The organism is Algoriphagus locisalis (assembly GCF_900116615.1).
Taxonomy (GTDB): domain Bacteria; phylum Bacteroidota; class Bacteroidia; order Cytophagales; family Cyclobacteriaceae; genus Algoriphagus; species Algoriphagus locisalis.
The window spans coordinates 157,407-182,534 of the sequence record NZ_FPBF01000001.1 but is presented as its reverse complement, the minus strand read 5'-3'; the positions used below and the strand labels follow the sequence as shown (position 1 = coordinate 182,534).

Genomic DNA, 25,128 nt, shown 5'->3' with positions numbered 1-25,128 from the left:
GAGAAACACCCATTATTCTCGATGGTTTTTGCGTTATTTGCGCTTCCAAAATCGAAGCATCCCAAAAAAAAATCAGTCAAAGTGCGCATCCTAACTGCCTCAAAATTAGTTGTATTAGGTTTAATCCTATTTATTGGACTCCAACCAACATTTTCCCAGGAAAAAGACAGCACCAAGACGAAGGTGGAAAAAAAAGAATCGTTTTTAAACCATACTTCCAAGGGCTTTATTTTAAAGACTGAAGATGGTAAATATGAGATGCAGATTGCCGCCAGGTTACAGCTTAGGTTTGCTCTCCCAGACGATCAGGATCCAATCACATTTGCTGATTTCAGAAATCAAGACCAGCGCGTTTTCAAAATAAACCGTGCCCGCCTAAAGGTGGGTGGACATGCTTACCAGCCCTGGATAAAGTATTATTTCGAATATGAGCTCTCCAGAAGTCTATTACTTGACTACAGAGTAATGATTGAAAAATGGCCTTGGCTAAACTTTAAAGCTGGTCAATGGAAAGTTGAATTTACAAGAGAACGCTTCATCAGTAGTGGCGATCAGCAGATGGTTGACCGTTCTCTTTTGAATAGAAAATTCACCGTGGATAGGCAACAAGGTGTAGAAATCTATGGTAATCTTGACGGTGGCGGAATCGCCAATTTCAACTATTGGGCTGCGGTACTTACCGGAATGGGAATAGGTGCTACCCAAAACGATGATGACAAGATGATGTACTTTGGGAGGTTTCAATGGAATTTCTTAGGTAGGCCGGTTCCTTTTTCTGGTGGGGATTTAAATATATCCCAAAAACCAGCCGCTATCATCGCTATTGCAGGAGTCACCAATACTAGTCCTTACACCCGATTCTCAACTTCAGGAGGAGGCAACCTCTCTGGCTATGAAGGGACAAATGACGGGCAGTACACTGTAAAACAATACCAGATCGAATCAGCATTTATCTACAAAGGATTCTCCTGGTCCAGTGAATTTCACAGGAAAAGTATTTTTGACAACTTTGACGAAATTGAGACTAAACTTGGCGGATATTATTTGACAGCAGGTTACCTTGCTCATCAAGCTCTAAACTTTTGGCCGGAACCCTTAGAAATTGCTTTTCGGTATGCTGTGGTCAATCCAGACCTAAATATTACCAGCAATAAACAACGAGAAGCAGCTGTAGCTTTCAACTGGTTTTTTGCAGGTCATAAAAGTAAACTAACAACAGAGCTTACACGATTTACATTTGAGGACAAGGACCTTCCCCAAGACAATGAATTACGCTTTAGACTACAACTAGACATCTCATTCTAATGACTCGGATCTCACTTTTTCTTCTGCTTTTCTGGATCAACTTATCTGTTTTAGCACAAGATTCAGTGATGTATAAACCCAATCAGATTCGAAACTTTAAATTAGTCCCCTTACCTGCAATTGCTTCAAATCCTGCAAACGGATGGCTTTTTGGCATTGCCCCCTCTGCCACTTGGAGAATGGGTGAAGCTGAAAGCACGCACCTTTCAAACCTTGTAGGCAACTTGCTTTACACTACCAAAAAACAATGGCTAATCAGCTCTAGAAGTAATATCTTCCTGGCAGATGACAGCTGGATTTTGGTTGGTGACTGGCGCTTCTTCATTACCTCCCAGCCTACCTTCGGATTAGGAAGCAGCAGTCCAAATGAGCCAATGGAAAACCCCAATCAACCTGGCGTATGGTGGGGAGAGCAACAAATGGATTACAACTGGGTCCGGTTTTATGAAACAGTGCTCAAAAGAATTTCTGACTCGAAATTTTACCTTGGAATAGGCTATCACCTTGATATTTATTCCAAAATTGAAAATTTTATCGATGATGAAGTCAATCAAGAACTAACTTTTTCGAATGATTTCTACAACCAGACAAAAGGGTTCACTTCAAATAAAAATACGCTTTCGGGAATTACGTTGAATGCTGTGATGGAAAACAGAGATCTAGCTGTATCCCCTTATGAAACCAACTTTGCCTTAATTTCTTACAAAATAAATCCAGAGTTTCTGGGATCAAATCAAACCTCCTCGACACTACTCCTTGACTATCGCCACTACTTTCCTTTAAATGAAAACCGAAAGCGACATCTTTTAGCATTATGGGGTTATGGAAATTTTCTTGTTTCCGGAGAACTGCCTTATATGGCTTTGCCATCCATAGGATATGACATGTTTGGACGCTCAGGCAGAGGGTACTCCCAGGGTCGTTTCAGAGGAGAAAGCATGGTGTATTCAGAAGCAGAATACCGATTTCCTCTTCAAAAAAACAAAGATACTTTCGGCGGAACAGTATTTGTCAATGCAGCTAGTTTTGGCAGCAAAATGACAAATGAAAATCTTTTCGATAAGATCAATCCAGGCTATGGGCTAGGATTCCGAGTGATGATAAACAAGGTAAACCGAACTACAATATCGGCTGATTATGGATTTGGACAAAAAGGAAATTCAGGCTTTTATTTGAACATCAATGAGTCTTTCTAGCTACATTTAGGGCAATAAACCTAACTTCACAAATTTTTAGGATTATTCCTTCATTTTTTTTCACTCTAATCATTAATTAAGTATAACTTTGTCCTTAAGTTGTTTTCAACTCCTAAATCTAACATATATGAAAAATGCACTTTTAATTTCAGGCTTTTTATTTCTCGCTTCCTTTCAGACTACTTTTGCGCAAAGCGAAGTGGATGATGAGATTACCATTTTACAGTCTGCTTTTGGAATGGACAAAAAGCAAATCATCGAAGGGTACATGGATCTACCCGAATCTGTAGCAACGAACTTTTGGTCAGTATATCAAAGCTATGAAGCGGAGAGAACTATGATTGCCAGAGAACGCATGAAAATCATCAATGACTTTTTGACGGAATATGAAGTAATTGGTGAGGAAGAAGCCGATAATCTAGCCAAGCGGACGTTGAAAAATGACATGGAACTAGCCAAACTTCACTCAGCCTACTATAAAAAATTCAAGAAAGCTACATCAGCATTAGATGCTGCCAAATTCATGCAAATAGACACCTATATCCACAATACGATTAGGAATGCTATGCAGCAGGAACTACCATTCATAGATCAATAAGAAAACAAACCAAAATAAATTTTATGTTTAAAAAACTACAACTACTAGGAATAGGAGTATTTGGATGCTGGGTACTGCAGGCATGCACACCAGATGGCGCCGAGTATATAGACGAACTGGATGTCGTCTATACCAATTATGATGTCAATCATAATTTTGCTTCTAATAATACATTTGCTGTTCCTGATAAGATCGTCAAAATCGAAGGACAGTTTATCAATGGAGCAGGTGGGGATTTTGAACCAGAATATGTATCTCCAGTCTATACTACTGCAATTTTAGCTTCTATTCGGACTAATATGAGAAATGCAGGGTACACTGAAGTAGATAAAAGTGCTAATCCTGATTTGATTATTTTACCCACTGTGATCCAAACAGATCAGCTCTATTTTTACTATGACTGGTGGTATTGGAGCTGGTTCTATCCAGGATGGGGACCAGGATGGGGCTGGTACTACCCTGGTTATTACCCACCTCAGGTATCATCGGTACGGACAGGCACAGTTTTACTGCAGATGACAGATCCGACTGATATCTCAGAAGATGATAAGATCCCTGTGATCTGGACTGGGGTTATTAATGGCCTTTTGGAGGGCAATACTAATTCTATCAATGAGCGTATTAGTACCACAATCGACCAGGCATTTACTCAATCACCATACCTAGCTAAATAATCATGAAAAAATCGATCATTTTAGTAGCTCTTCTGGTAATGGTTTTTGCCGGGACTACACAAGCACAAACTTCACTTTTCTCTATCAATTACTCCGTTAGTGTCCCTACTGGCAATACCGCTGATTACATCGATCAGGTATCGGGTAGAGGAATCAAAATTCAATATGAGCGGTTCATCAAGCGTAATTTTACCATAGGTGGAGAACTGGGAAGCTATACTCTATACAAGAGAGAAGAGAACAAGGTTTATACAGAAGGTTCAGCATCACTTTCCGGGGTTCAATATAGATACCAAAATAGCTACCCTATCCTTGCTACGGGAACGTATTATGCTAACGAAACTGGTAAATTCAGACCCTTTGCAGGTTTGGGAATGGGTACAATCGCTCATGATAGAGAGATTGATATGGGAGTTTTTACTTCCCAAGAAACCCACTGGCAGTTTGCATTAAGACCTGAACTAGGCGTATTATACAGACCTGCACAATATGTTGGGTTCAAGCTTGGCGCCAAATACTACCAGTCTTTTAGTAGTAGTAATCTGGACGGACAATCTACTGTAGGTATAGACTTAGGCATTGTATTTATTAGATAATTAATTTGCGATACCACAACTAAAACTCCGGCAAGTATAACAAGAAATTGTGCTTGCCGGTTTTTTTAGCTTCAATCTACCACTGGCATATACAGAGGTGATACCTAAAGGGAAGTTCGCATATCTAATGAGCTTTATTATATTAGTAAAAACAACCAATGTTTTAAGCGCGTATTTCTAAAGAAAATCTAATCCATTGTAACTATTCAATCTATGAAAAAGTCAACCTATCTTTTGCTAGCCCTACTCGTGGGACTGATGGCATGCAGCACAGCCAAAGTAGCTGTAGAGCCAGGACTTTACGAGGATTTCAATCTTACTGATTATAAGACCTATGCTTTTTTGGAAGTAGATCAAAGTGAGACTGAAGTTCCGGCCTTTTCACAATCAGTAGAATATCTGAAGCAGGAAATATCCAAACAGCTAGCTGCTAGAGGTCTATCGGAAAACAATTCATCTGCTGACTTGAAAATCAACCTAGGCATAGTAATCGAAAATAAGGAACAAACCCGAGAAACCAGTTTGGCTACAGATCCTTTCATGTACACTGGTCAACGAAACTACACTTGGCAAAGCGAAGAAATTGTGGTGAACAGGTACAAAGAAGGCACCTTATCAGTTCATTTGGTAGATGCTCAGACCAATCAGGCTGTCTGGGTCGGCGTAGTTTCAGAAATAATCCCTACTAAAGAGGAAAAGAAACAAGCCGCGATAGAAGATGCCGTTGCGGAAGTTTTTGAATCGATAGACACTAAAAATTAACCTACATAACAACTAACAAATGAGAAAATCAAATGCAATTCTTACGCTATTACTTCTGGCTGTAGTAGCGGCATGTGCTCCGAGCACAAAAATCACAGGATCATGGAAAGCTCCTGAAGCAAAAGCCGGCGGATACAGCAGTATTTTTGTAACTGCCTTGACAGACAAACTTGTTGCCAGACAAACCATAGAGAACGATATCGATGCGATTTTAAAAGAAGATGGCATTACCGCCAACAGCAGTTTTGATATCATTCCTCCTGGATTCAAAGCTACTCCAGAAAACAAGGAAGCAATCGTGAGCGCCATTCAAGCGGCAGGACATGATGCTATTCTTACTATAGCACTTCTAGACCAAACATCCGAAACGAGATACGTTCCTGGAACTACCATGTACTCTCCTATGGGCTATGGTGGATATTATGGTAGATTCTACGGATACTACTCTTATTACAACCCAGTGATGTACGATCCAGGTTACTATGCCACTGATAAGAACTATTATTTAGAAATGAACCTTTACGACGCTCAGACAGAAGCTTTGGTGTGGTCAGCACAATCCGAAACCACAAACCCTTCTTCTATTGAGTCATTCTCCAAAACCTTTGCTCAGTCAGTAGAATACCAATTAATCAAGGATGGAATTATCACCAAAAAGTAATTTCAATTAACATAACATGAAAAAGCCCCGAGAGAATTTTCCCTTGGGGCTTTTTTCATTAGTCGCTAAACAGATTATTTAGCTGCGTTTTTCATTGCTGTCACTTCAGCTCTGATTTCTTGCGCAAGATTTTTAAGTGCCTGCATTCCAGTTCTTACTCTAGTTCCGGCAGCTTTGTTGCCATTTTCGTAGAATTTTGCAAAGTCTGCTTCTAAAGAATCGACCAAATCTTTAACTTCTTGGTGTTTGCTCATAATCGTTTTATTGGTTGGTTATAAAATGTAATTCGTTACAATAAACATCATTTATAGTGCCATTAGAAGTCTTTGAGCGTTTATTTTTAATTTTTAGTGCAGAAAAATGACCTTTTCATTAAAACCTTCATTTTATTCAATTTTTAGCAACATTTCAGGGTAATATTTAACTAAAATGCTAACGACCAAATCGAATAAAGATGCCTCAAAATGACTTCTAAATTCCCCAAAGAGGAGTATTAGCCCATTAAATCATCACTTTTTTCCCTTTTTCGGCAGACTCTAAGATAGCCTGCACAATGCGAATATCCCGAAGGCCTTCCTCGCCCGGTACAGCTTGAGGCTTTCCGTCCATAATTGTCTGTGCATCATTGTCCATCTGCCAGACCTGCTCCATCGGTTGCTGAAAAGGGAAATTGATCTCGCCCAACGGACTTTTGCCTTTGTTGCCGGCATAGGCAGAAAATGGCTCCATCTCGATCATTCCCTTTTCACATTTGATATTTAAGAAATTCATGTTCCCTCCAAAAGATGTTTTGATAGTGCCAATGACTCCTCCAGGGAATTCCAGTTCTGCTTCTACGATTTCTCCTAGACCATCTTTATAGATTTCAGGTCGCTCAGTCCAAACTTTGGCTGAATTCACAGCTATTGGCTCCATGTTACTTCCAAGTCTAGCTCCCTGAATAGCATATACTCCCATGTCGTAGATTACTCCTCCGCCCATTTCACGCTTCTGCTTCCAGTGATCTGTACGGTTTTCACGATATCCGGCGGCACAGTCCAAGCCGAGCACTTTGCCTAAGCTTTGCTCTTTCACTATTTTTTGAAAAGCTTGAGTATTGGGTTCGTGCTGGCAGCGATAGCCGATGGATAAGGAAACATTTGCCTGCTTGCAAGCATCTATCATAGCCTGACATTCCTCCACAGTCATGGCCATTGGTTTCTCACACCATACATGCTTCCCTGCTTTGGCTGCTCGGATCACATACTCCTTGTGCATAGATGGCGGCAAAACGATGTAGATCACATCTATATCCGGATTGTCTGCGATGGTATCGAAGGTCTCATAGTTGTAGATATTTTTATCAGGTATTTTATGCTTTTCTTTCCAAATCGCCGCCTTTGACGGGGTGCCCGTAACGATACCGGCCAAGTGGCACTTTTGGGTTTTTTGCAGGGCTGGAGCAAGCAAATCAGTGCTGTAATAGCCAAGTCCAACCAACGCTACTCCGAGATTGTCTTTTTTAGGCCGGGTAGATGAGAAAACATTAAAAGGTGATATCAAACTTACTCCTGCTCCTAGAGCAAGAGACTTTAATGTGGTTCTCCTAGAGATAGGATTCATAGGTTTTGGGTTTTAGGTTTGAAACGTAATATGCTTATCAAGATACTGTTTTCATTGTTACCTCCAAAAAAATCTTAAATTGAACCCTTATCTTAATCCACTTAAACCCAATTTTATCGTGAAAAAGCTCATAATTCTTCTTCTTTGCCTTGCTCCTTTTTTTATACAGGCCCAAACCAACTCACAGCCTTTTTTAACCTTAGAAGACGCCACCAGAATATCCGATGCAGCTGAGGCTAAATCCAAAGCTGAAGGATGGAACATGGTAATCGTAGTTCTTGATGCCGGGGGACATATGATTTCGCTTCGCAAAATGGATGGTGTTCAACTCGGTAGTATAGATGTAGCACTTGGCAAAGCCAAAACAGCGGTATATTTCAAGCGGCCCACAAAAGTATTTGAAGATATGATGAAGGCGGAAGGCGGAGCCAGAATTGCCACCCTACCCAATGCAGTTGCCATCGAAGGTGGACTACCCATACTCAAGGATGGAATAGTCGTAGGCGCAATTGGGATTTCAGGAGCTAGTTCAGCACAGGATGGCATAGTAGCCGCAGCTGCTGTGGCTGCTTATTGAATACCGACTAAAAAAAACTCCGGTACTACAGCTGACTGTACCGGAGGCTCATGTTTTTAAGATTTATCCTAAAAACTTTGACGTATTTCTTAACATGCTCTGGCTTTAATTATCAATAAGAGATCTTTCCCTAGACTTACAGCATACCTCGCACAAAGCTACTTCCTTTTTGTAATCAAGTGCTTTTCTCATCGCCTCTTTGCCCGTATTATAAGGACCGAGATAATCTCTGTCATAAGAACTTGGGATATGCTCACATTCGCGATCATGTACTTCATGAAGTCCATTTTCGTTTGGGTTGGAAGAGAGGTAAAAGAATTTCATAGGTTTGTAGTTAATTTTTTGTTTCCCAAAAATACCATCTATGAAAAACTAAAAAAATACCCTATATAGGGTATTTTTCAGGTCAAAACTTCAATTTTTACCGACTATAAAGAATTAGGATGATCTATTTCTGATTGCCTCATAGGCATCTGATCGATCAAGTGGAAGATCGCATCCAGAGAAAAATCCTTTCTTTTTCCAGATGCTTTTACCCCTCCGTCTAAGCCAATTAGAACCCATTCGGCAGTAGGGCTCTTTTGTGTAACAGTTTCTAGAAACCCGGCCGGATCGATTTCGTCCTGTAAGGTATTTCTGATGTATTCGTCGTGTTCAAATTCCACGAATAAAAGTTTTCTTTCTTCAATACTCCTTTCTTTTCCTTCCAAAAAAGCATCGAGTTTCTCGTTATCAAAATTAGTAATGACTATACGTTTTTCCCATTTGTAGTCTTCAATGGTTTTGGCAGGATCGGGCACCATGATGAAAAGATAAATCAATAGCACAAAAGCTTTCATATTTTATTAACACGCAAGAAGCCATTTGGTTATGACTTCAGACCACTTTAGTTAAGAAATCGGCTAAGCAAGTCTTGCCATTCCTCATCTAGGGATAAGTTTGGCCTTACTTCTCCTGCTCTTCTATACCAATAATCAGCATTCCACTGATCTCCTTCCTTGCGATGCAGGTATGCGTGAATTCGTGCAGCATCCTTTCCTTCCAAACTATCCACCTGATCGTGAGCCTTTTCCCAATCTCCATTTCCATCGTACCAAAGTGCCTTGAGAACCGGTGTGAGTGAAGAAAGCGATTTCTCATCTTCTAAAAATCGTTTGAAATACTGGTTGCGTTCTGTCATAACTATGTCATTTGTATCTATCAAAATAAGTAATTAGAATCCAAAAATGCCTGTTATTACAAGTCCAATTTCTATTTTCGGCACTATGAAAATTAAACTTCTACTTTCTCTAGCTTTCTCACTGCTACTGGGAACTTCGGAAAATTTTGCTCAAACCATTCCTGATTTGACCTCCGAGATCAATGATTTGCTGAAGACTTTCAACGGCGATGTTGGAATCTACGTAGAGCATCTTCCTTCTGGCAATAAAGTAGAAATCAATGCGGATACGATCTTCCCAACCGCCAGCATTGTCAAAATCGCAATTCTTCTGGGGGTATTTGATAAAATAGAAAAAGGAGAACTACACTATCGAGAACCGCTCGTTTACCGGGATTCTATCAAATATGGAGGATCTGGAATCATGCAGTATTTTCAAGATTCTACCCAAACAGACTTAAGTACGCTACTCGCTTTGATGCTGAGTTATTCAGACAATACCACCTCACTTTGGAATCAAGCCTTAGCAGGAGGTGGTGCAGATATTAATGTGTTGATGGAAAAGTTAGGGTATCAAAATACGCGAGTAAATAGCCGGACAGCCGGCAGAGAAAGCATCTGGGAAAAATACGGCTGGGGTCAGACGACTCCAAGAGAAATGGCCGATATCCTAATTCGCTTGAACAATCGGGAACTATTCAGTCCAGCAGCCTCTGAGCAGATGTATCGCTTGCTATCGAACACATTTTATAATGATTATGCTATATCAGGAATTCCTCCTGGGGTAAATGTTGCCAGCAAACAAGGAATGGTGAATGCCTCAAGGTCAGAAGTGTTCCTGGTGAATTCTCCGCAGGGAGATTATGTGTGCGCTATTTTCACCAAGAACAATGAGGATAAAAGCTGGGAATACGACAATGAAGCCTGGGTAATGACTAGAAAACTATCAAATCTGGTTTGGAATCATTTTAACCCAAAACAAACCTATCGGGCACCGCAAGGAAGTAACAAATACCTCGAAGGCCTTTCCTATTGAGAGGAGTTCATTTCTGCATTGGCCAGCTCCTCAATTTTGGATCTGAGAAAGTTAAGATTCTCAAGTTTGCCAGGACGGTAATACTTAACCGCATAGTCTGTATGGTAGTGGTGGCCTTCCATGAATTTCTCGCTGTTTCTCAGCCAAGCTAGCAATTCTACAGATTTACCAGTGAGCTGTTCATTTTCCTTCTTTAAGAGTAGCGTTTGATCATAAAACTGATCCGAACTCAAATGGTATAAGTCAGCGTCACAAATAATAGAGTCCATAAGGTTCTGTGGCTTTTGAGGAATCTTAGTAGCAAGTATGGCCTGACAAATCATGGTAATCCTATTTTTTGGAACCTGAAATTTTTCCAAGAACTCCAACGCAAACTCGGCTCCTCTTTTCTCATGATCCTCCGCCACGCCTCCCCAATAGCCGACGTCGTGCAGCCAGCCCGAAATAAATAGGTTTTCTAATTCAATTTTATCCAATTGATAAGATTCTCCAATTTCCTTCACCTTGGATACTATCGATAAGGTGTGGTCTAAATTATGGTAGCAAACCTCAGGAATTAATTGCTCGGCAAACATTTTTCTAATGGCGAATTCAAAATTTTCAAGTTGCTTATCCACTGGCTCTATTCTGATTTTTAAAAACTAAAAGAAAACTAATTTACTATTAATATTGAATTGACAAGCTTTAAATAATTGAATTATAGCTATTTAATCTATTTTATATGGCAAAACTATGAAATCACTACTTTTTCATTCATTCGACGTAACGTTCAAGAGCCTCCAAAATTCATGAAAAATTTAGAATAGAATGTACATTCCGGAGAGATTCTGCTTTTACAAAAATCCCACAAAACGACCACATTCTCACCAAAATCTGAAGCCAAAGCATGAATTCATTGCTTTTTTATCAATAAATTCTTCAAATACAGCAATTTAAGCAATAAAAATCTGCAATTGGTCGGTAATTGAGAAGTTATATATTTGCTCAATTAACAAACTCAAAATAACTGTAAGATATATTGTATGGAACAAGCTTTAATTTATGTAGTCCCTGCGCTGGGACTGGTGGGCCTGATCGTGATGGCCATTAAATCTGCCTGGGTAACCAAGCAGGAGACAGGTGATAAAAACATGATGGAACTCGCTGGTTATATCGCAGACGGCGCCATGGCATTTTTGAAAGCCGAATGGAAAGTACTTTCCTACTTTGCTGTGATCGCTATCATACTTTTGGCATGGTCAGGAATGTCCGTGGAGACATCAAGTCCCGTAATAGCAATTTCCTTCCTTATCGGTGCTGTCTTTTCAGCATTTGCAGGATATATAGGAATGAACATCGCCACCAAAGCAAACGTCCGAACTACCCAAGCTGCCAGGACTAGTTTGAAGCATGCTTTGAAAGTATCCTTTACAGGAGGTTCTGTCATGGGACTTGGTGTAGCAGGATTAGCAGTTTTGGGATTAGGCTCTTTATTCATCCTATTTTACAATATGTATGTACAAAGCGTAGGTGCCGGGGTCAATGGAGTAGAAATGGAAAAAGCTCTTGAAGTACTTGCAGGTTTCTCCCTTGGAGCTGAGTCTATTGCACTTTTTGCACGTGTGGGTGGCGGTATTTATACTAAAGCTGCAGATGTAGGAGCTGATCTAGTAGGAAAGGTAGAAGCTGGAATTCCTGAAGATGATGTCAGAAACCCTGCTACCATTGCAGATAACGTAGGTGACAACGTAGGTGACGTAGCAGGAATGGGAGCTGATTTATTTGGTTCTTATGTAGCTACAATTCTAGCCACCATGGTTTTGGGAAGAGAAATTGTTTCCGTTGATAATTTTGGAGGCATCGCCCCAATCCTACTTCCTATGGTACTCGCAGGATTGGGAATCGTCTTTTCGATTTTGGGAATGTTCTTCGTGACCATCAAGGATGACAAAGGTGATGTACAGCATGCCTTAAATATGGGCAACTGGTCATCTATTGTGTTTACAGGGATTGCCTCCTTCTTTGTGGTTAAATACATGCTGCCAGAGACCTTATCTATTAGAGGCTACGACTTTACAAATATGGATGTGTTCTATGCTATCATCCTGGGCCTTGTGGTAGGAACACTGATGAGTATCATCACAGAATATTACACTGCCATGGGCAAGCGCCCTGTAAAGTCTATTATCAACCAATCAGCAACAGGACATGCGACTAATATCATCGCCGGGCTGGCCGTTGGAATGGAATCTACTGTGCTTCCTATCCTTGTTTTGGCAGGCGGTATCATGGGGTCTTATGCTTTTGCAGGTCTCTACGGAGTGGCGATTGCCGCAGCTGGCATGATGGCCACTACTGCTATGCAATTAGCAATTGATGCTTTCGGGCCTATTGCGGATAATGCAGGCGGTATCGCCGAGATGAGTCAACTTCCCGAAGAAGTAAGAGAACGCACCGATATTTTGGATGCCGTGGGAAATACTACTGCGGCTTCAGGAAAAGGTTTTGCTATTGCTTCAGCAGCTTTGACATCTCTAGCCTTGTTTGCGGCTTTTGTAGGAGTAGCTGGAATTGATGCCATTGATATTTTCAAGGCACCAGTGCTGGCTGCATTATTTGTAGGAGGTATGATTCCATTTATATTTTCCTCGCTCGCCATCGCTGCGGTGGGACGAGCAGCCATGGATATGGTAAACGAAGTAAGACGGCAGTTCAGAGAGATTCCAGGCATTATGGAATACAAGGCCAAACCTGAGTATGACAAATGTGTAGAGATTTCCACGAAAGCATCACTTCGTGAGATGCTTCTTCCAGGAGCAATTGCGTTGATTACTCCGCTCCTTATTGGTTTTGGTTTCCAAGGCGTATTTGAACAAGTTTCTTCTGCGGAAATGCTTGGTGGCTTACTTGCTGGAGTAACTGTTTCAGGTGTATTGATGGGAATGTTCCAGTCAAATGCCGGTGGGGCTTGGGATAATGCCAAGAAGTCATTTGAAAAAGGTGTGGAGATAGACGGAGAGATGTATTATAAAAAGTCCGAGCCGCATAAAGCATCTGTGACTGGAGACACCGTTGGTGATCCCTTCAAAGACACTTCAGGACCATCTATGAATATCCTAATCAAATTGATGTCAATTGTAGCTTTGATCATCGCTCCTCATATCAGCCAAAATCCTCATGTTGGATCTATGTCAGAAAAAGTTGAGGTGAAAAAAGAAATCAATTATGAGGAGGGGAAGAAAGTGGTAACAGAAACAATTACTGAAATCAAGAAAGTCAACTAAACGACTTTAACTGTATTTTTATTTAAGGCTGCCTTTTGGAAGGCAGTCTTTTTTTTAATCTCATTCACAGTAACTTAGCTCACTATTGCGTGTATTCAAAATTTAATACTGCAAAAACCTGCAAGAACGAATTTTATTTGAATAGAAATTAAATATTATCATTTCATTAAAAATCAGCTTGAAAAAATTGAAATAACCAATACATTATTCTTAATTTATGGAATAATGGTAGTTGGAATAACCAAATTCATCTTATTTTTTGATCAAATTCGTTTAATAAGATCAAATTCTAAGCGAATTAGAGGACTATAGGGGCTTTGTAAACCTCTAAAAAAATAGAAAGCAATAGCAGGCTTATTCCATTGTCATTGTAGTAGTTACGTTTCCAACTCCTATATATTGAATGCCGTAATTTGCCAGTTATCAAAAAACAATACCAAACCAATAAACAACAACTAGTATGAAGAAAAACTACGCAATAACATTGCTTTTTCTCTTTGGCTTTCTGGTTAGCATACCCATGTATGCCCAGCAAACTGTCAAAGGAAAAGTTACTGCACAGGAAGACGGAGAACCACTTCCTGGAGTAAGTATAGTCGTTCAGGGTTCCTCCACAGGAACTGTAACTGACTTAGATGGAAACTACTCCATCGCGGTACCTGGAACTGAATCAGTCCTGGTTTATTCCTTTATAGGTTATGAAACACAAAATAAAATCGTGGGCAACTCTTCTGAAATCAACATTTCTCTTTCGGAAGATATCTCGCAACTCGGTGAAGTAGTAGTGACTGCACTAGGTATTACGAGAGATGAGCGATCCATAGGGTATTCTACTCAGGAAGTAAAAGGTGAGAATCTTACCTACACAAAAGAGCAAAACGTTTTGGGTTCACTTTCTGGAAAAGTAGCTGGTGTTCAAGTAACTGGGTCATCTGGGGCAAGTATGGGTGGTACGCAGAAAATCAAAATCAGAGGTGTAAACTCTATTTCCGGAGGCGGTGAGCCACTGATGGTGGTGGATGGAACTCCTATCTCAAACTCAAACTTCTCTGGAGCATCTGGACAAGATTATGGTAACCTTGGTCAAGATATAAATCCAGATGACATTGAAACAATCAACGTACTGAAAGGCCCTGCAGCTTCTGCTCTCTATGGCATCAGAGGTCAGTATGGTGTAATTATGATTACCACCAAAAAAGGGAAGAAAGGCTCAGATGTAAAAGTGGAATTGAGCTCTGCTGTATTCGTAGATAAGGTTACCAACTTAATGCCATACCAAAACCTTTATGGTGGAGGATCTAGCCAAACCTGGAGAACTCTTCCGAATGGCGATAAGTATGTAGATATGTCTGTGGATGAAAGCTGGGGACCTAAAACAGACGGAACCTTGGTCCGTCAAATTATGAGTTTTTACCCTCAAGATCCAACATACGAACAATTAACTCCTTTTCAAGCATATCCTGACAATATCAAGGATTATTATGAGACCGGTACAAACGTAAACAACGGCGTCACAATCACAGGCGGTGGAGCTAGCTCTAACTTCAGAGTAAGCTTAAATGATACACGTATTCAAGGTGTAGAACCAAATACTTCATTGAAAAGAAACAATGTTGGTTTAGGATTAGGGATTGATCTGACAAAAAAGTTAAGATTAACAACCAATATTAACTATGCGGCAAACAAAGGCCGCAGACCAGGTCAGGGTTCTGAGGATGGTTCAAGATACTTAGGGCAGTGGTTCCAAAGATCTATGGACATGAATAGACTTAAAGACTACCAATACGACGATGGTACTTTCCTTCATTGGAACTTGAGAAGACCAAGCTCATCGACAGGAGAAATCACAAACTACAATCCACTATACTGGGCTAATCCATATTTCTTGGCTTATGAAAACTTCAGTGATGACAATAGGGATAGATTCTTTGGAGATGTAGGAGTTTCTTACCAAATCATGCCTGAATTAAAAGTGAGCGCATTTGTCAGATCCGATATGTACACTCAAAACATCAACTCTAGAGCATCATTTGGAGGAACTGGAAACCCTGGATATTCGGTAGGCAAATACCAGAATACTGAAATGAACTATGAAGTTCTAGCTCAATACAATAAGGTTTGGAATAAATTCTCTCTAGATGCAAACGTTGGTGGAAACTTATATGACCGTAACTACTCTTACCTATCCATGGCAACTGTAGGCGGACTTACTTCTCCAGGTTTTTACAACATCAATGCTTCTATTGATAGACCTTCGACATCATCTTACCAGCAGAAAAAGCAAATCAAAAGTGCTTATGCGATGGTCTCTCTCGGATACAACAATACTTATTTCGTAGATGCATCATTAAGAAATGACAACTCAAGTACCCTTCCAGTTGACAATAATTCTTATTGGTACCCATCACTATCAGCTTCTTGGGTATTTAGCGAATTGATCAAATCTGAGACCATGACTTTAGGAAAACTTAGATTGAGTTATGCTCAAGCAGGGTCTGATTTGAGTCCTTATAGCACCACCTCATTCTTCAATGTAGGAAGCACATATACTGGTGCTTCAACAGTGAATACGCTTTCAGTTCCGGACAATTTGAACAATCCGAATATCAAACCATCATTTGCTCACTCCTATGAGGCTGGTGTTGACTTCAAATTTTACGAAGGAAGAGTAGGATTATCATTTACTTACTATAACCAGAGAAATGAAAATCAAATCCTAAATCTTGATGTTTCAGGAACAAGTGGTTTTGGTTCTGCGACAATCAACGCTGGTGAAATCGTAAACAAAGGTCTTGAATTGGCTATCACAGCTACTCCATTTAGATCAGAGAAATTTAATTGGGATGTAGCCTTCAACTTAAGTAGAAACAGAAATGAAGTAGTTGAGCTTTATCCGGGAATTGATGTGTATCAATATGGAAGCACAACTTACTCTTCTACTTCAAGTTACTTGAACTCTTATGTAGGAAAACCTTTTGGTAGCCTGGTGGGTCAAGCGTATCAAAGAGATGAAGCAACTGGCAAAATTTTACTTGGAAGTAACAATATGCCTCTTTATACAGATGCCACTCATGATTTCGGAACTGTTTTGCCAGACTTCAATGGTGGTTTCCAAAATGTCTTGAATTACCAAAACTTCCAATTGGCGGCTATGATAGACTTCCAAGCTGGAGGACAATTCTTCTCAAGGTCTAAAATGTTAGCGGTTAGAACTGGATTAGATCCAATTTCAGCTGCTATAAATGATAACGGCATGAACGTAAGAGATCCTTTGGCAGAAGGCGGTGGAGTGAAAGTAGAAGGTGTTTCTGCTGAGACAGGTGAGGAAGTGACTGCTTATGTAGATGCTAAAGCATATTACGGAGTAGTAGCTCGTAGAATCTACGAAGACTGGTTATATGACGCGTCTTTTATTCGATTGAGGGAAGTCAGCTTAAGCTATAATTTCAATAAAGCCCAGTATGCTAAACTTCCTGTTGAAAATGTAAGAGTTGCATTTGTAGGCAGAAATCTAGCTATGCTTTTCCAAAATGCGCCTAAAGGAATTAACCCTGCTGAACTCTCAACTGGATCTCAAGCAATTGGCTGGTATGAATCAGGTCAATTGCCAAGTGTACGTTCGTTTGGTGTCAATCTTAACGTTACATTCTAATTACAGAAAACATGAAAAAGCTTAATATAATGATCATTACAGCACTTCTGTTAGTAGGCTGTAATAACTTTGAAGAGGATATTAACATCAATCCAAACGTCCCAAGTCAAGCATCAGGCACTCAATTGATCGCAAATGCGATGCTTTCTCTTTCAGGGCTTAGCTCATCCCCTCAGGGAGAATTTATGTCCCAGTACCTTTCTGAGACACAGTATGTAAATGCTTCTTTATATCCACAGTCTTCTACCAGCTTCTATGGCTGGTACCAAGGACCTTTAATGAACCTTCAGACAGTGTTAAATGCAGCTGATGAACTTAGCGGAGTAGAAGGACCGGTATCAAACCAGCTAGCAGTTGCAAAAATACTGAAGTCATATTACATCTGGAATCTCACCGATAGATGGGGAGATATCCCTTATACTGAAGCATTAAGTGGTGCGGATAATTTTACGCCAGCATATGACTCTCAGGAATCAATTTATACTGATCTCTTCAATGTTTTGGATGAAGCCAGTAGTCAGATCGTACCTGGAAGCATCACCAATGACATTATCTACAATGGTGATATGAGCAAGTGGTCTAAACTTGCTAACACTCTCAAAATGCTAATGGCTCTTCGCCTTTCTGAAGTAAATCCAACTTTGGGTAAGGAAAAATTTGCAGCTGCAGTGCAGTCTGGAGTATTAGCTTCAAACAGCGACAACCTTGTCTTCAGACATTTAAACGATGCCAATAATCAGAATTACTGGTTCAGTCAGCTTAATCAAGGCAGAGAATGGTGGGCTATTAGTTCTACGTTGATGGACAAAATGAAGCCAGTAGGCGATCCTCGATTGATGGTTTATGGCAATGCCAACAGAACAGATGGTGACTACACTGGGCTAGTTTTTGGCGAGACTGTAGATATTGACACAGAAAAATATGCGCTACTTGGAGATGCAATTACCGCGCAAGATGCGCCAGTTTATTTAGTAACCTATGCACAGGTTTTATTTGCTCAGGCAGAAGCTGCTAAACTAGGTTGGATCACTGGTGGTGACGCTACGGCTGAAGAAAACTATACTATGGCAATTGAAGCCTCCATGGATCAATGGGGAGCTGATACTAGCATGCTAGCAGACTTCATGGCTCAGCCAGAGATTGCCTATTCCGCTGATATGGCCATCGAGCAGATTGCAACTCAGCGATGGGTACACCTTTTTATGCATGGCTATGAAGGCTGGGCTGAATACCGTAGAACTGGCTACCCAAATAATATGGTAGCACCTGGTGGAGCTGAAGTCCCAAATAGACAGATCTATATAGAAACTGAGCAGTTTAATAACACCGAAAACTACAATGAAGCCGTCCAAAGACAATTCGGAGGTACTGAAAGTCTTTACGGAAAAGTCTGGTGGGATATAAACTAATTAGAATTTGAATTATATTAAATCTCCTGAGAATTTCAGGAGATTTTTTTTGCATAAAATCAATCAAATGAAAAAACTACTACTAGCCCTACTGATCGCATTCTCCTCCTGCACAGTCCAAAAAATCAACAAATCACTAACCAAGTCCGACGTATTTGACAAAGGCCATTTGGGCTTTATGTTAGTTGATCCTGAGAAGGGCAAAACGTTGGTGGACATCAATTCTGATAAATATTTCATCCCTGCCTCCAACACGAAACTCTTTACTTTTTATACTTCCTACACCGTCTTGGGAGATAGCTTGGTAAATGGACTTAATTACCTTGAAAAAGGAGACTCTCTGATATTTTGGGGCACAGGTGACCCTAGCTTATTGCATCCAGATTTAAAAAATACTGTAGCACTTGAGTTCCTTGAAGCACAGAACAAAAAGCTTTTCCTCCTTGACAACTTTGACCAAGTGGAGGCATTTGGACCAGGATGGTCTTGGGATTGGTACAATGCTTATTATGCAGCAGAGCGGTCTGCTTTACCAGTTTATGGAGACATTGTTCGTTTCGCAAAAAGTGAGGGAGATTCTACATTCAGTATCTACCCTACCCGCTTCAAATCATCCATGGCTCTTACAGAACCTAGAGGCAATTCCAGTTCTAGTTTTCGCCGAGAACATCTTGAAAACAAGTTTAATTACTTTGTAACATCCGAGGCTACAGAGAAACGGTTTGAAACGGATATTCCCTTTATTACCTCAGCTGATTTCGCAGCCAAGCTACTTTCGGAGGAGCTCAAGAAAGAAATAACTATTATACAGAATCCTGCTTACTTAAATCAAGAACCTAAAAAATTACTAACTGCGGCAGCTGATAGTATCTACTCCCAGATGATGAAAATCTCTGACAATTTCCTAGCAGAGCAACTTTTACTATTGGTTTCTGATCAATTAGATAACAAACTGAGCACAGCTGATGCCATTGCATACGCAAAAGAAAACCTACTTGCGGATTTACCTGATGAGCCTATCTGGGTAGATGGGTCTGGACTTTCTTCCAAAAACATGTTTACGCCAAGAAGCATCATCGCCCTGTTAGGGAAGATAAGAACAGAAATACCTTTGGATAAAATCAAAGCATATTTCCCTGCAGGAGGTGAATCAGGAACGATCAGGAACTGGTACCCTTCTGACGAAGGACAACCCGCATACATCTATGCCAAGACTGGAACACTTTCAATGAGCAATGCGCTAAGTGGATATCTCCTGACTAAAAGCGGAAAAATCCTCCACTTCTCCTGCCTGATGAACAATTATGCAATCTCTGGTACTGAGCTGAAAACAGAGTTGACCAAGGTGCTTTATTACATTCACGATAAGTATTGATTATCCAAATAATACGTCTGCATTTCAAATTGCACATACCTTCAATTGCACATGCTTAAAATCGAAGCTATTCACCACATCGCAATCATCTGTTCCAATTATCAGGACTCAAAGAAATTCTATACAGAGATATTAGGGTTTGAAATAATAAGAGAAACATATCGCAAGGAACGGGATTCATATAAGCTGGATCTGAGTCTCAATGGAGAATACATCATCGAGCTCTTCTCTTTCCCCTCACCACCCAAGCGTGTCTCCAGGCCTGAAGCAAGCGGCCTGAGACATTTAGCTTTTGCAGTATCAGACCTTGATGGTTGCGTAGCAGAATTAGCTAAAAATCTACTAAGTCCCGAACCTATTCGTACCGACGAATTCACAGAAAAGCGTTTTACATTTATCGCAGATCCGGATGATTTGCCGATAGAGTTTTACGAGGTTTAAATTCTTTATGAAGCATTAAAAAAGCCTGAGAAAAACTCCTCAGGCTTAATTTTTTATAAATTCTGTTCCCTTAAGAAGGATTCTGAATCATATTCTCATTGGTGTTGATCTCATCTATAGGAATTCTCCACTGCCAGTTGTTAGAACCAGCCGGTTCAGTATATTTCCCGTTGATCACTGACTCCACAAAGTTAGCTCCATTTCTATCCAAGGGAAGATTCAATCGCTTCAAATCATAGAATCTGAAGCCTTCACCCCATAGTTCTATTCTTCTTTGGACCATAATTTCTTCAGCCAAATCATCACCTGTATTCGTTGACATTGTATAATCAGGATCTCTTTCAGACACAAGGTCAAATAGAACCTGAGCTGCTTCTGCGTCATTCCCTCCTCTTGCTAACGCCTCAGCTTCAATCAGATACATTTCCGCAGCTCTCATATAAGGTACGTCACCCACAGAGGAGGCATTTGCCTGGGCAAGAAATTTGCGATTCATGTAATCGTATTTACTGAAAGTTGACAAGGTAACCTCATCAATAAAAGGATCTCTTAAATCAGGATCTGAAGCATTCGGATCCCAAAGTCCTTTTCTATAATCAGAATCCGGAATCATGTTATAAAGCTCGCTATTTATAGCTTTAGGATTCCCTCGAATATTGGTAGAACTGAAGTTAACTGACATGTATGCAAAGAACGATGCAAAGAAAGTTCCTTGGTCATCTACCTGACGGCTACCCCATATCCATTCAGGATTATCCACTGAATTGAATCCTTGATAAAGTTGAGATTCCGACATCAATTCAAATCCTTCACGGGCTTGGCTAGCCATATCCGCAGCAACGGAGTAATTTCCTTGAGTCAAAGCAATTCGTGCCTTAATTCCTTTTGCTACATTGATATTAATGTGTGAAGTTGCATTTCTACTTTCGGTTAATAGTCCAATCGCAGCATCAACATCAGAATTGATTTGTGTGTAAACTTCTTCAACAGTATTTCTTGGACCGCCTTCAGTAATAGGCTCTATCACAATGGGCACACCCATTTGAGAATTGCTACCTGCTGCATCATAACGCTCTGCGAACATCTGAACAAGATTGAAATGTGCCCAAGCTCGGTAGGCTAAAGCCTGACCTTTGATTTCATCCCTTTCTTCTTGAGTACCCACCGCATCATCGATATTTGCAATTATCATATTTGCATTACCAATTACCTTGTAGTAGTATCTCCATACAAAACGGACATCACCGGAATTCTCGTTCACGTGGTTCAGCCAACGGGTTGTAGAAACGTACCAACCATTTCCTGTAGTCGTGAAAACAACATCTTCACCCATTACGTCTCTCATGATCATTACCCCGCTTTCTGCAGCCTGGCCTTGGCTATCAAAGCGTATGTGAAGCATACGATGAATACCGTTTAACGCAGTCATAGCATTTTGCGTAGTGGTAAAAACAGCTTCCTCAGATACTGCATCTGTAGGAATAGTGTCTAGGTAATCGTCCGCACAACTTGTACCCAAGAGTAGTGCCACTAGTACGAATACTTTGTTTATATGTTTTTTCATTGTCATTCTAATTTATAGGGTCAGATTAACTCCCAATGTGAAAGATCTAGCCGGAGTATAGGTATTTGAGGTAGTTCCATTAAAAGTACCTGACACATACATACCTTTTCTAGAAGATGCCCAACCCAGGTTTTCACCAGCAAGGTAAACTACAGCATTCTTGACTTTGATTCTTTCCAAAAATGGTTTTGGAAGAGTATATGACAGGTTTACAGATCGAAGGTTGAGGTAAGAGGCAGAAGTTAACCAGCGATCAGAAGCAACGTTGGTATCAGCAGCTCCAGTCACATCCATTTTAGGTACATCTGTGATATCCCCCGGCTGTTGCCACCTGTTTAAGATATCTGTATGTAATGCACCACCTTCTGTGCCTGCATCCATCAAACCTCCATAGATACCATCGTAAATATCTCCACCTACAGAAAAACTCATCAAGACGCTCAAACTAAACCCTTTGTAAGTCACCGTATTGGTTATACCACCAAAGAAATCAGGGATTGCACTTCCCGCATAGTGGAATCTAGCATTGCCTTGATCAACAGTGAGTGTATCTGATCCTACGATTCTGATATTTTCATCATCCTCAGCATACTCATCTGCTCTGAACAGACCATCTCCCGTCTCTGGATCTACTCCGTACCAGTCTCTCAGCCAGAAGTCATAGATAGAACTTCCCACTTCATATTTTTTAGTTCCTTCTATCTGCTCCTCAAATGGAAGTTTTTTGAATTCATTATTAAACGTAGACACGTTCAAACCTACATTCCAAGTCAAATCATTGGACCTAACCACATCACCCGAAATGCTAAATTCAATACCTTGATTACTCATGGTACCTATGTTCTGGAATCTGCTGGACAGGCCAGTAGTCAAAGAAAGAGGGACTTCAAACAGCAAATTCTGAGATTCTCTGTAATAGTATTCAAGAGTTCCTTGGAACCTGTTGGCAAAGGCAAAATCTAAACCGATATCATAGGTATTGTTTGATTCCCATACCAAATCTCTGGCTGCTAAAGATGCTTGCAAAATCCCAGGCTCCGAAGCATTGTTATAACCTAAGTCATATAAAGCCTGCCAAGGATAATACCCATCCACTTTATTGTTTCCAACCTGTCCATAAGATGCTCTCAACTTCATCAATTGTATATAGCTGGAATTAAAGAAAGCTTCCTGATCAATAGTCCAAGCTGCGCCTACAGAGAAGAAATTACCCCATCTTACATCCTCATAAAATCTCGAAGATCCATCTCTTCTGAATGATGCAGAAAAGGAGTACTTATCATCATAGACGTAATTCAATCTACTGAAGTAAGACTCTATTCTATCAACGTCAACTCGACCTGTAGCGGAAGTAGTCGTTACAAAATTATCTGGCTCTATGTTTCCTGCCAAAATCTGGTCTTGTTTGCCAAGATATGTCCTGTCTATTTGTAGATCATAGTTCTCATGACCGATCAATGCTTCCACAAAGTGCTTATCTTGAAAAACCTTGGAATAGGTAAGCAATTGATTAAATGTTAAAGAATTCGTTCTAATATTCTCTCTATTTGTTCTTCCAGCCGGTGCACCATCTCCTACGATTTGGTTATCATAACCGATGTTCAAAAGGGAAGTCATATCAGTAGATATATTAGTTCTGAAAGTGAAGTTCTTCAAGAAGGTAGCTTCCACATAAGCTCTCCCAGAGATAACATCTCGGTCAAAAGCATCATAATTTAGCAACGTCTCTTGAACAGCATGACGACCTGCAGAAGCATCGGCACCTCTACTAGGCAATCCGTATTCAGAGAGATTACCTGTGTCATAGATTCTATTCCCATTAGCATCCAGTACATACCCACCAGTCTGCATATTCTGTGCATACACTGGGTAGATAGGGCCAATATTTCTTGCAAAGAAGAATGGGTTAACATAGCTAGAACTTCCTGTAGATCTGGTATTATTACCTTCACTCATCGTAGCAGAAAGGTTCAACCCAGTTCTCAACCAATCAGTTGCTTGGGTATTTACATTAACTCGTCCTGTAAATCTTTCTAGTCCTGATTGGATAATGAATCCTTGCTCATTCAGATAGTTGAATGAAGAATAGAAATCAGTCTTATCTGATCCCCCAGAATAGGTAAGGTTATATTCTTTCCGATCACCAGTTCTTTGAAGGAAATCGTACCAATCCAATCCTTCAAAGTTATTTACAGCATTTGGATTTAACGTACCATCCAAACCTACTACCTGATCGTTTGGAACGTCATAGATGTTATATTTCAAGACGTTGTCAATAAGGTTTGTAGAAGCATACTGTGCCGCTGCTTCAGCAGTCTGACCAGAGCCTAATCTACTGTTCTTCAAGGATTCCCAAACCAAAGGGTAGTATTGCTCTGGGTTCACCCGGTCATACTCAGGTAGTGCTCTACCTGAATATCCTTGTTGAACTTTCAGATTGAATGTTGGGGAATTCTTTCTACCCTTTTTGGTAGTAATCATGATCACCCCATTGGCAGCACGTGAACCATATAATGCTGTAGAGGACGCATCCTTAAGGATAGTCATATCCTCAATATCTGATGGGTTAAGATTTGATAAATTACCATCATAAGCTACACCATCCACTACATACAAAGGGTCTGAAGAAGAATTAACTGAACCAACCCCACGAATCCTAACCGTAGGAGTTGCGCCTGGTTGACCAGAAGCTGAAGTGGTAATTACACCTGGGGCTTGGCCTTCGATTGCATTTACCACGTTGTTTATCGGTCTGTCAGCAATTTTATCCCCTTTCAAAGACACTGCAGATCCAGTAAAGTTTCCTTTGTCCATAGTACCACCATAAGCGGTGATTATTACTTCGTCGAGATTTTGAGAGTCCGGTGACAAAGTAACATTGATCACGGATCTATTCCCAATTACCTCTTCTTTACTTATATATCCAATGTAACTGAAAACCAAAGCAGTAGCATCATCTGAAACCTGGATCGTATAATTACCATCCAAATCAGTGATGACACCCGTCGTGGTACCCTTCACTAAAATGTTGACTCCAATGAGTCCTTCGGGCTCTTCCTCCGATACTACCCTCCCGGTGATCACACGCTGCTGCGCAAACACCGAGCTGGAAATCAGTAATCCAAAGAGCATACTGAGTAACGCTTTTTTCATAAGTTTTAATTAATTGTTCACTAGTACAACTACACCGTGTAGTTGCATTTCTTTTTAATCAAGGGTTAAAGATTAAGTTTTCTATTTATATGCTTGGGAATGAGA

22 protein-coding genes are annotated in these 25,128 nt (G+C 40.4%); 14 read left to right on the top strand and 8 right to left on the bottom strand.

Going from position 1 to position 25,128, the window contains the following annotated elements:
* The first annotated feature begins 81 nt into the window (after positions 1-81).
* From BM386_RS00765 to BM386_RS00735, 7 genes are all read left to right on the top strand, one after another.
* Positions 82-1,305 carry a porin gene (locus BM386_RS00765; RefSeq protein WP_244545423.1) on the top strand — a complete coding sequence of 408 codons (1,224 nt, stop codon included), beginning with the start codon at positions 82-84 and terminating at the stop codon, positions 1,303-1,305.
* Complete coding sequence (locus BM386_RS00760; protein ID WP_091691159.1) at positions 1,305-2,501, top strand: BamA/TamA family outer membrane protein; 1,197 nt, start codon at positions 1,305-1,307, stop codon at positions 2,499-2,501. The genes BM386_RS00765 and BM386_RS00760 overlap by 1 nt, the downstream gene beginning before the upstream one ends.
* Positions 2,502-2,628: 127 nt before the next feature.
* Positions 2,629-3,099: a hypothetical protein gene (locus BM386_RS00755; protein ID WP_244545422.1), complete on the top strand. Its 471-nt coding sequence runs from the start codon at positions 2,629-2,631 to the stop codon at positions 3,097-3,099.
* 23 nt (positions 3,100-3,122) lie between these two features.
* Positions 3,123-3,773: a DUF4136 domain-containing protein gene (locus tag BM386_RS00750; RefSeq protein WP_091691158.1), complete on the top strand. Its 651-nt coding sequence runs from the start codon at positions 3,123-3,125 to the stop codon at positions 3,771-3,773.
* A gap of 2 nt (positions 3,774-3,775) precedes the next feature.
* Positions 3,776-4,369, top strand: coding sequence for an outer membrane beta-barrel protein (locus BM386_RS00745; protein ID WP_091691157.1), 594 nt, complete (start codon positions 3,776-3,778; stop codon positions 4,367-4,369).
* A gap of 213 nt (positions 4,370-4,582) precedes the next feature.
* Positions 4,583-5,131, top strand: coding sequence for a DUF4136 domain-containing protein (locus tag BM386_RS00740; RefSeq protein ID WP_091691156.1), 549 nt, complete (start codon positions 4,583-4,585; stop codon positions 5,129-5,131).
* A gap of 19 nt (positions 5,132-5,150) precedes the next feature.
* A complete protein-coding gene (locus tag BM386_RS00735) occupies positions 5,151-5,792 on the top strand; it encodes a hypothetical protein (RefSeq protein ID WP_091691155.1) in 642 nt (213 codons plus the stop codon).
* A gap of 74 nt (positions 5,793-5,866) precedes the next feature.
* Here BM386_RS00735 and BM386_RS00730 read toward each other — a convergent pair whose 3' ends face one another.
* Together BM386_RS00730 and BM386_RS00725 are read right to left on the bottom strand one after the other, a co-directional pair.
* A complete protein-coding gene (locus tag BM386_RS00730; protein WP_091691154.1) occupies positions 5,867-6,046 on the bottom strand; it encodes a histone H1 in 180 nt (59 codons plus the stop codon).
* 247 nt (positions 6,047-6,293) lie between these two features.
* Entirely contained in the window at positions 6,294-7,394 is a 1,101-nt protein-coding gene (locus BM386_RS00725) for a Gfo/Idh/MocA family protein (protein WP_091691153.1), read from the bottom strand.
* A gap of 118 nt (positions 7,395-7,512) precedes the next feature.
* Between BM386_RS00725 and BM386_RS00720 the strand changes: the two genes are divergently transcribed.
* Positions 7,513-7,971 (top strand): GlcG/HbpS family heme-binding protein, encoded by a 459-nt coding sequence (locus BM386_RS00720; RefSeq protein ID WP_170856998.1) that lies wholly within the window; start codon positions 7,513-7,515, stop codon positions 7,969-7,971.
* 105 nt (positions 7,972-8,076) lie between these two features.
* Here BM386_RS00720 and BM386_RS00715 read toward each other — a convergent pair whose 3' ends face one another.
* From BM386_RS00715 to BM386_RS00705, 3 genes are all read right to left on the bottom strand, one after another.
* On the bottom strand, positions 8,077-8,295 hold the full coding sequence (locus BM386_RS00715) for a hypothetical protein (protein ID WP_091691151.1): 219 nt from the start codon (positions 8,293-8,295) through the stop codon (positions 8,077-8,079).
* A 104-nt stretch (positions 8,296-8,399) separates the two neighbouring features.
* Positions 8,400-8,810 carry a DUF4174 domain-containing protein gene (locus tag BM386_RS00710; protein ID WP_091691150.1) on the bottom strand — a complete coding sequence of 137 codons (411 nt, stop codon included), beginning with the start codon at positions 8,808-8,810 and terminating at the stop codon, positions 8,400-8,402.
* Positions 8,811-8,857: 47 nt separating this feature from the next.
* On the bottom strand, positions 8,858-9,151 hold the full coding sequence (locus BM386_RS00705; RefSeq protein WP_091691149.1) for a hypothetical protein: 294 nt from the start codon (positions 9,149-9,151) through the stop codon (positions 8,858-8,860).
* 85 nt (positions 9,152-9,236) lie between these two features.
* Here BM386_RS00705 and BM386_RS00700 point away from each other — a divergent pair, with 85 nt between their 5' ends.
* The gene (locus BM386_RS00700) at positions 9,237-10,166 is read left to right on the top strand and encodes a serine hydrolase (RefSeq protein WP_091691901.1); all 930 of its coding nucleotides are present in this window, start codon (positions 9,237-9,239) and stop codon (positions 10,164-10,166) included.
* Here BM386_RS00700 and BM386_RS00695 read toward each other — a convergent pair.
* On the bottom strand, positions 10,160-10,783 hold the full coding sequence (locus BM386_RS00695) for an HD domain-containing protein (RefSeq protein WP_091691148.1): 624 nt from the start codon (positions 10,781-10,783) through the stop codon (positions 10,160-10,162). The two genes, BM386_RS00700 and BM386_RS00695, sit on opposite strands and share 7 nt — an antisense overlap.
* Positions 10,784-11,188: 405 nt before the next feature.
* Here BM386_RS00695 and BM386_RS00690 point away from each other — a divergent pair, with 405 nt between their 5' ends.
* The 5 genes from BM386_RS00690 to gloA2 all read left to right on the top strand — a co-directional run bounded on the left by BM386_RS00690 (position 11,189) and on the right by gloA2 (position 20,306).
* On the top strand, positions 11,189-13,429 hold the full coding sequence (locus tag BM386_RS00690; protein ID WP_091691147.1) for a sodium-translocating pyrophosphatase: 2,241 nt from the start codon (positions 11,189-11,191) through the stop codon (positions 13,427-13,429).
* A 460-nt stretch (positions 13,430-13,889) separates the two neighbouring features.
* Complete coding sequence (locus tag BM386_RS00685; protein WP_091691146.1) at positions 13,890-17,081, top strand: SusC/RagA family TonB-linked outer membrane protein; 3,192 nt, start codon at positions 13,890-13,892, stop codon at positions 17,079-17,081.
* Between the two features lie 11 nt (positions 17,082-17,092).
* Positions 17,093-18,490: a SusD/RagB family nutrient-binding outer membrane lipoprotein gene (locus BM386_RS00680; RefSeq protein ID WP_091691145.1), complete on the top strand. Its 1,398-nt coding sequence runs from the start codon at positions 17,093-17,095 to the stop codon at positions 18,488-18,490.
* Between the two features lie 67 nt (positions 18,491-18,557).
* Entirely contained in the window at positions 18,558-19,865 is a 1,308-nt protein-coding gene (locus tag BM386_RS00675) for a D-alanyl-D-alanine carboxypeptidase (RefSeq protein ID WP_091691900.1), read from the top strand.
* A gap of 51 nt (positions 19,866-19,916) precedes the next feature.
* Positions 19,917-20,306, top strand: coding sequence for an SMU1112c/YaeR family gloxylase I-like metalloprotein (gene gloA2 / locus BM386_RS00670; protein WP_091691144.1), 390 nt, complete (start codon positions 19,917-19,919; stop codon positions 20,304-20,306).
* Positions 20,307-20,376: 70 nt separating this feature from the next.
* Here the strand turns inward: gloA2 and BM386_RS00665 are convergent, their stop codons facing one another.
* Entirely contained in the window at positions 20,377-21,870 is a 1,494-nt protein-coding gene (locus BM386_RS00665; protein ID WP_091691899.1) for a RagB/SusD family nutrient uptake outer membrane protein, read from the bottom strand.
* A gap of 12 nt (positions 21,871-21,882) precedes the next feature.
* Entirely contained in the window at positions 21,883-25,023 is a 3,141-nt protein-coding gene (locus tag BM386_RS00660; protein WP_091691143.1) for a SusC/RagA family TonB-linked outer membrane protein, read from the bottom strand.
* Positions 25,024-25,128 lie beyond the last annotated feature (105 nt).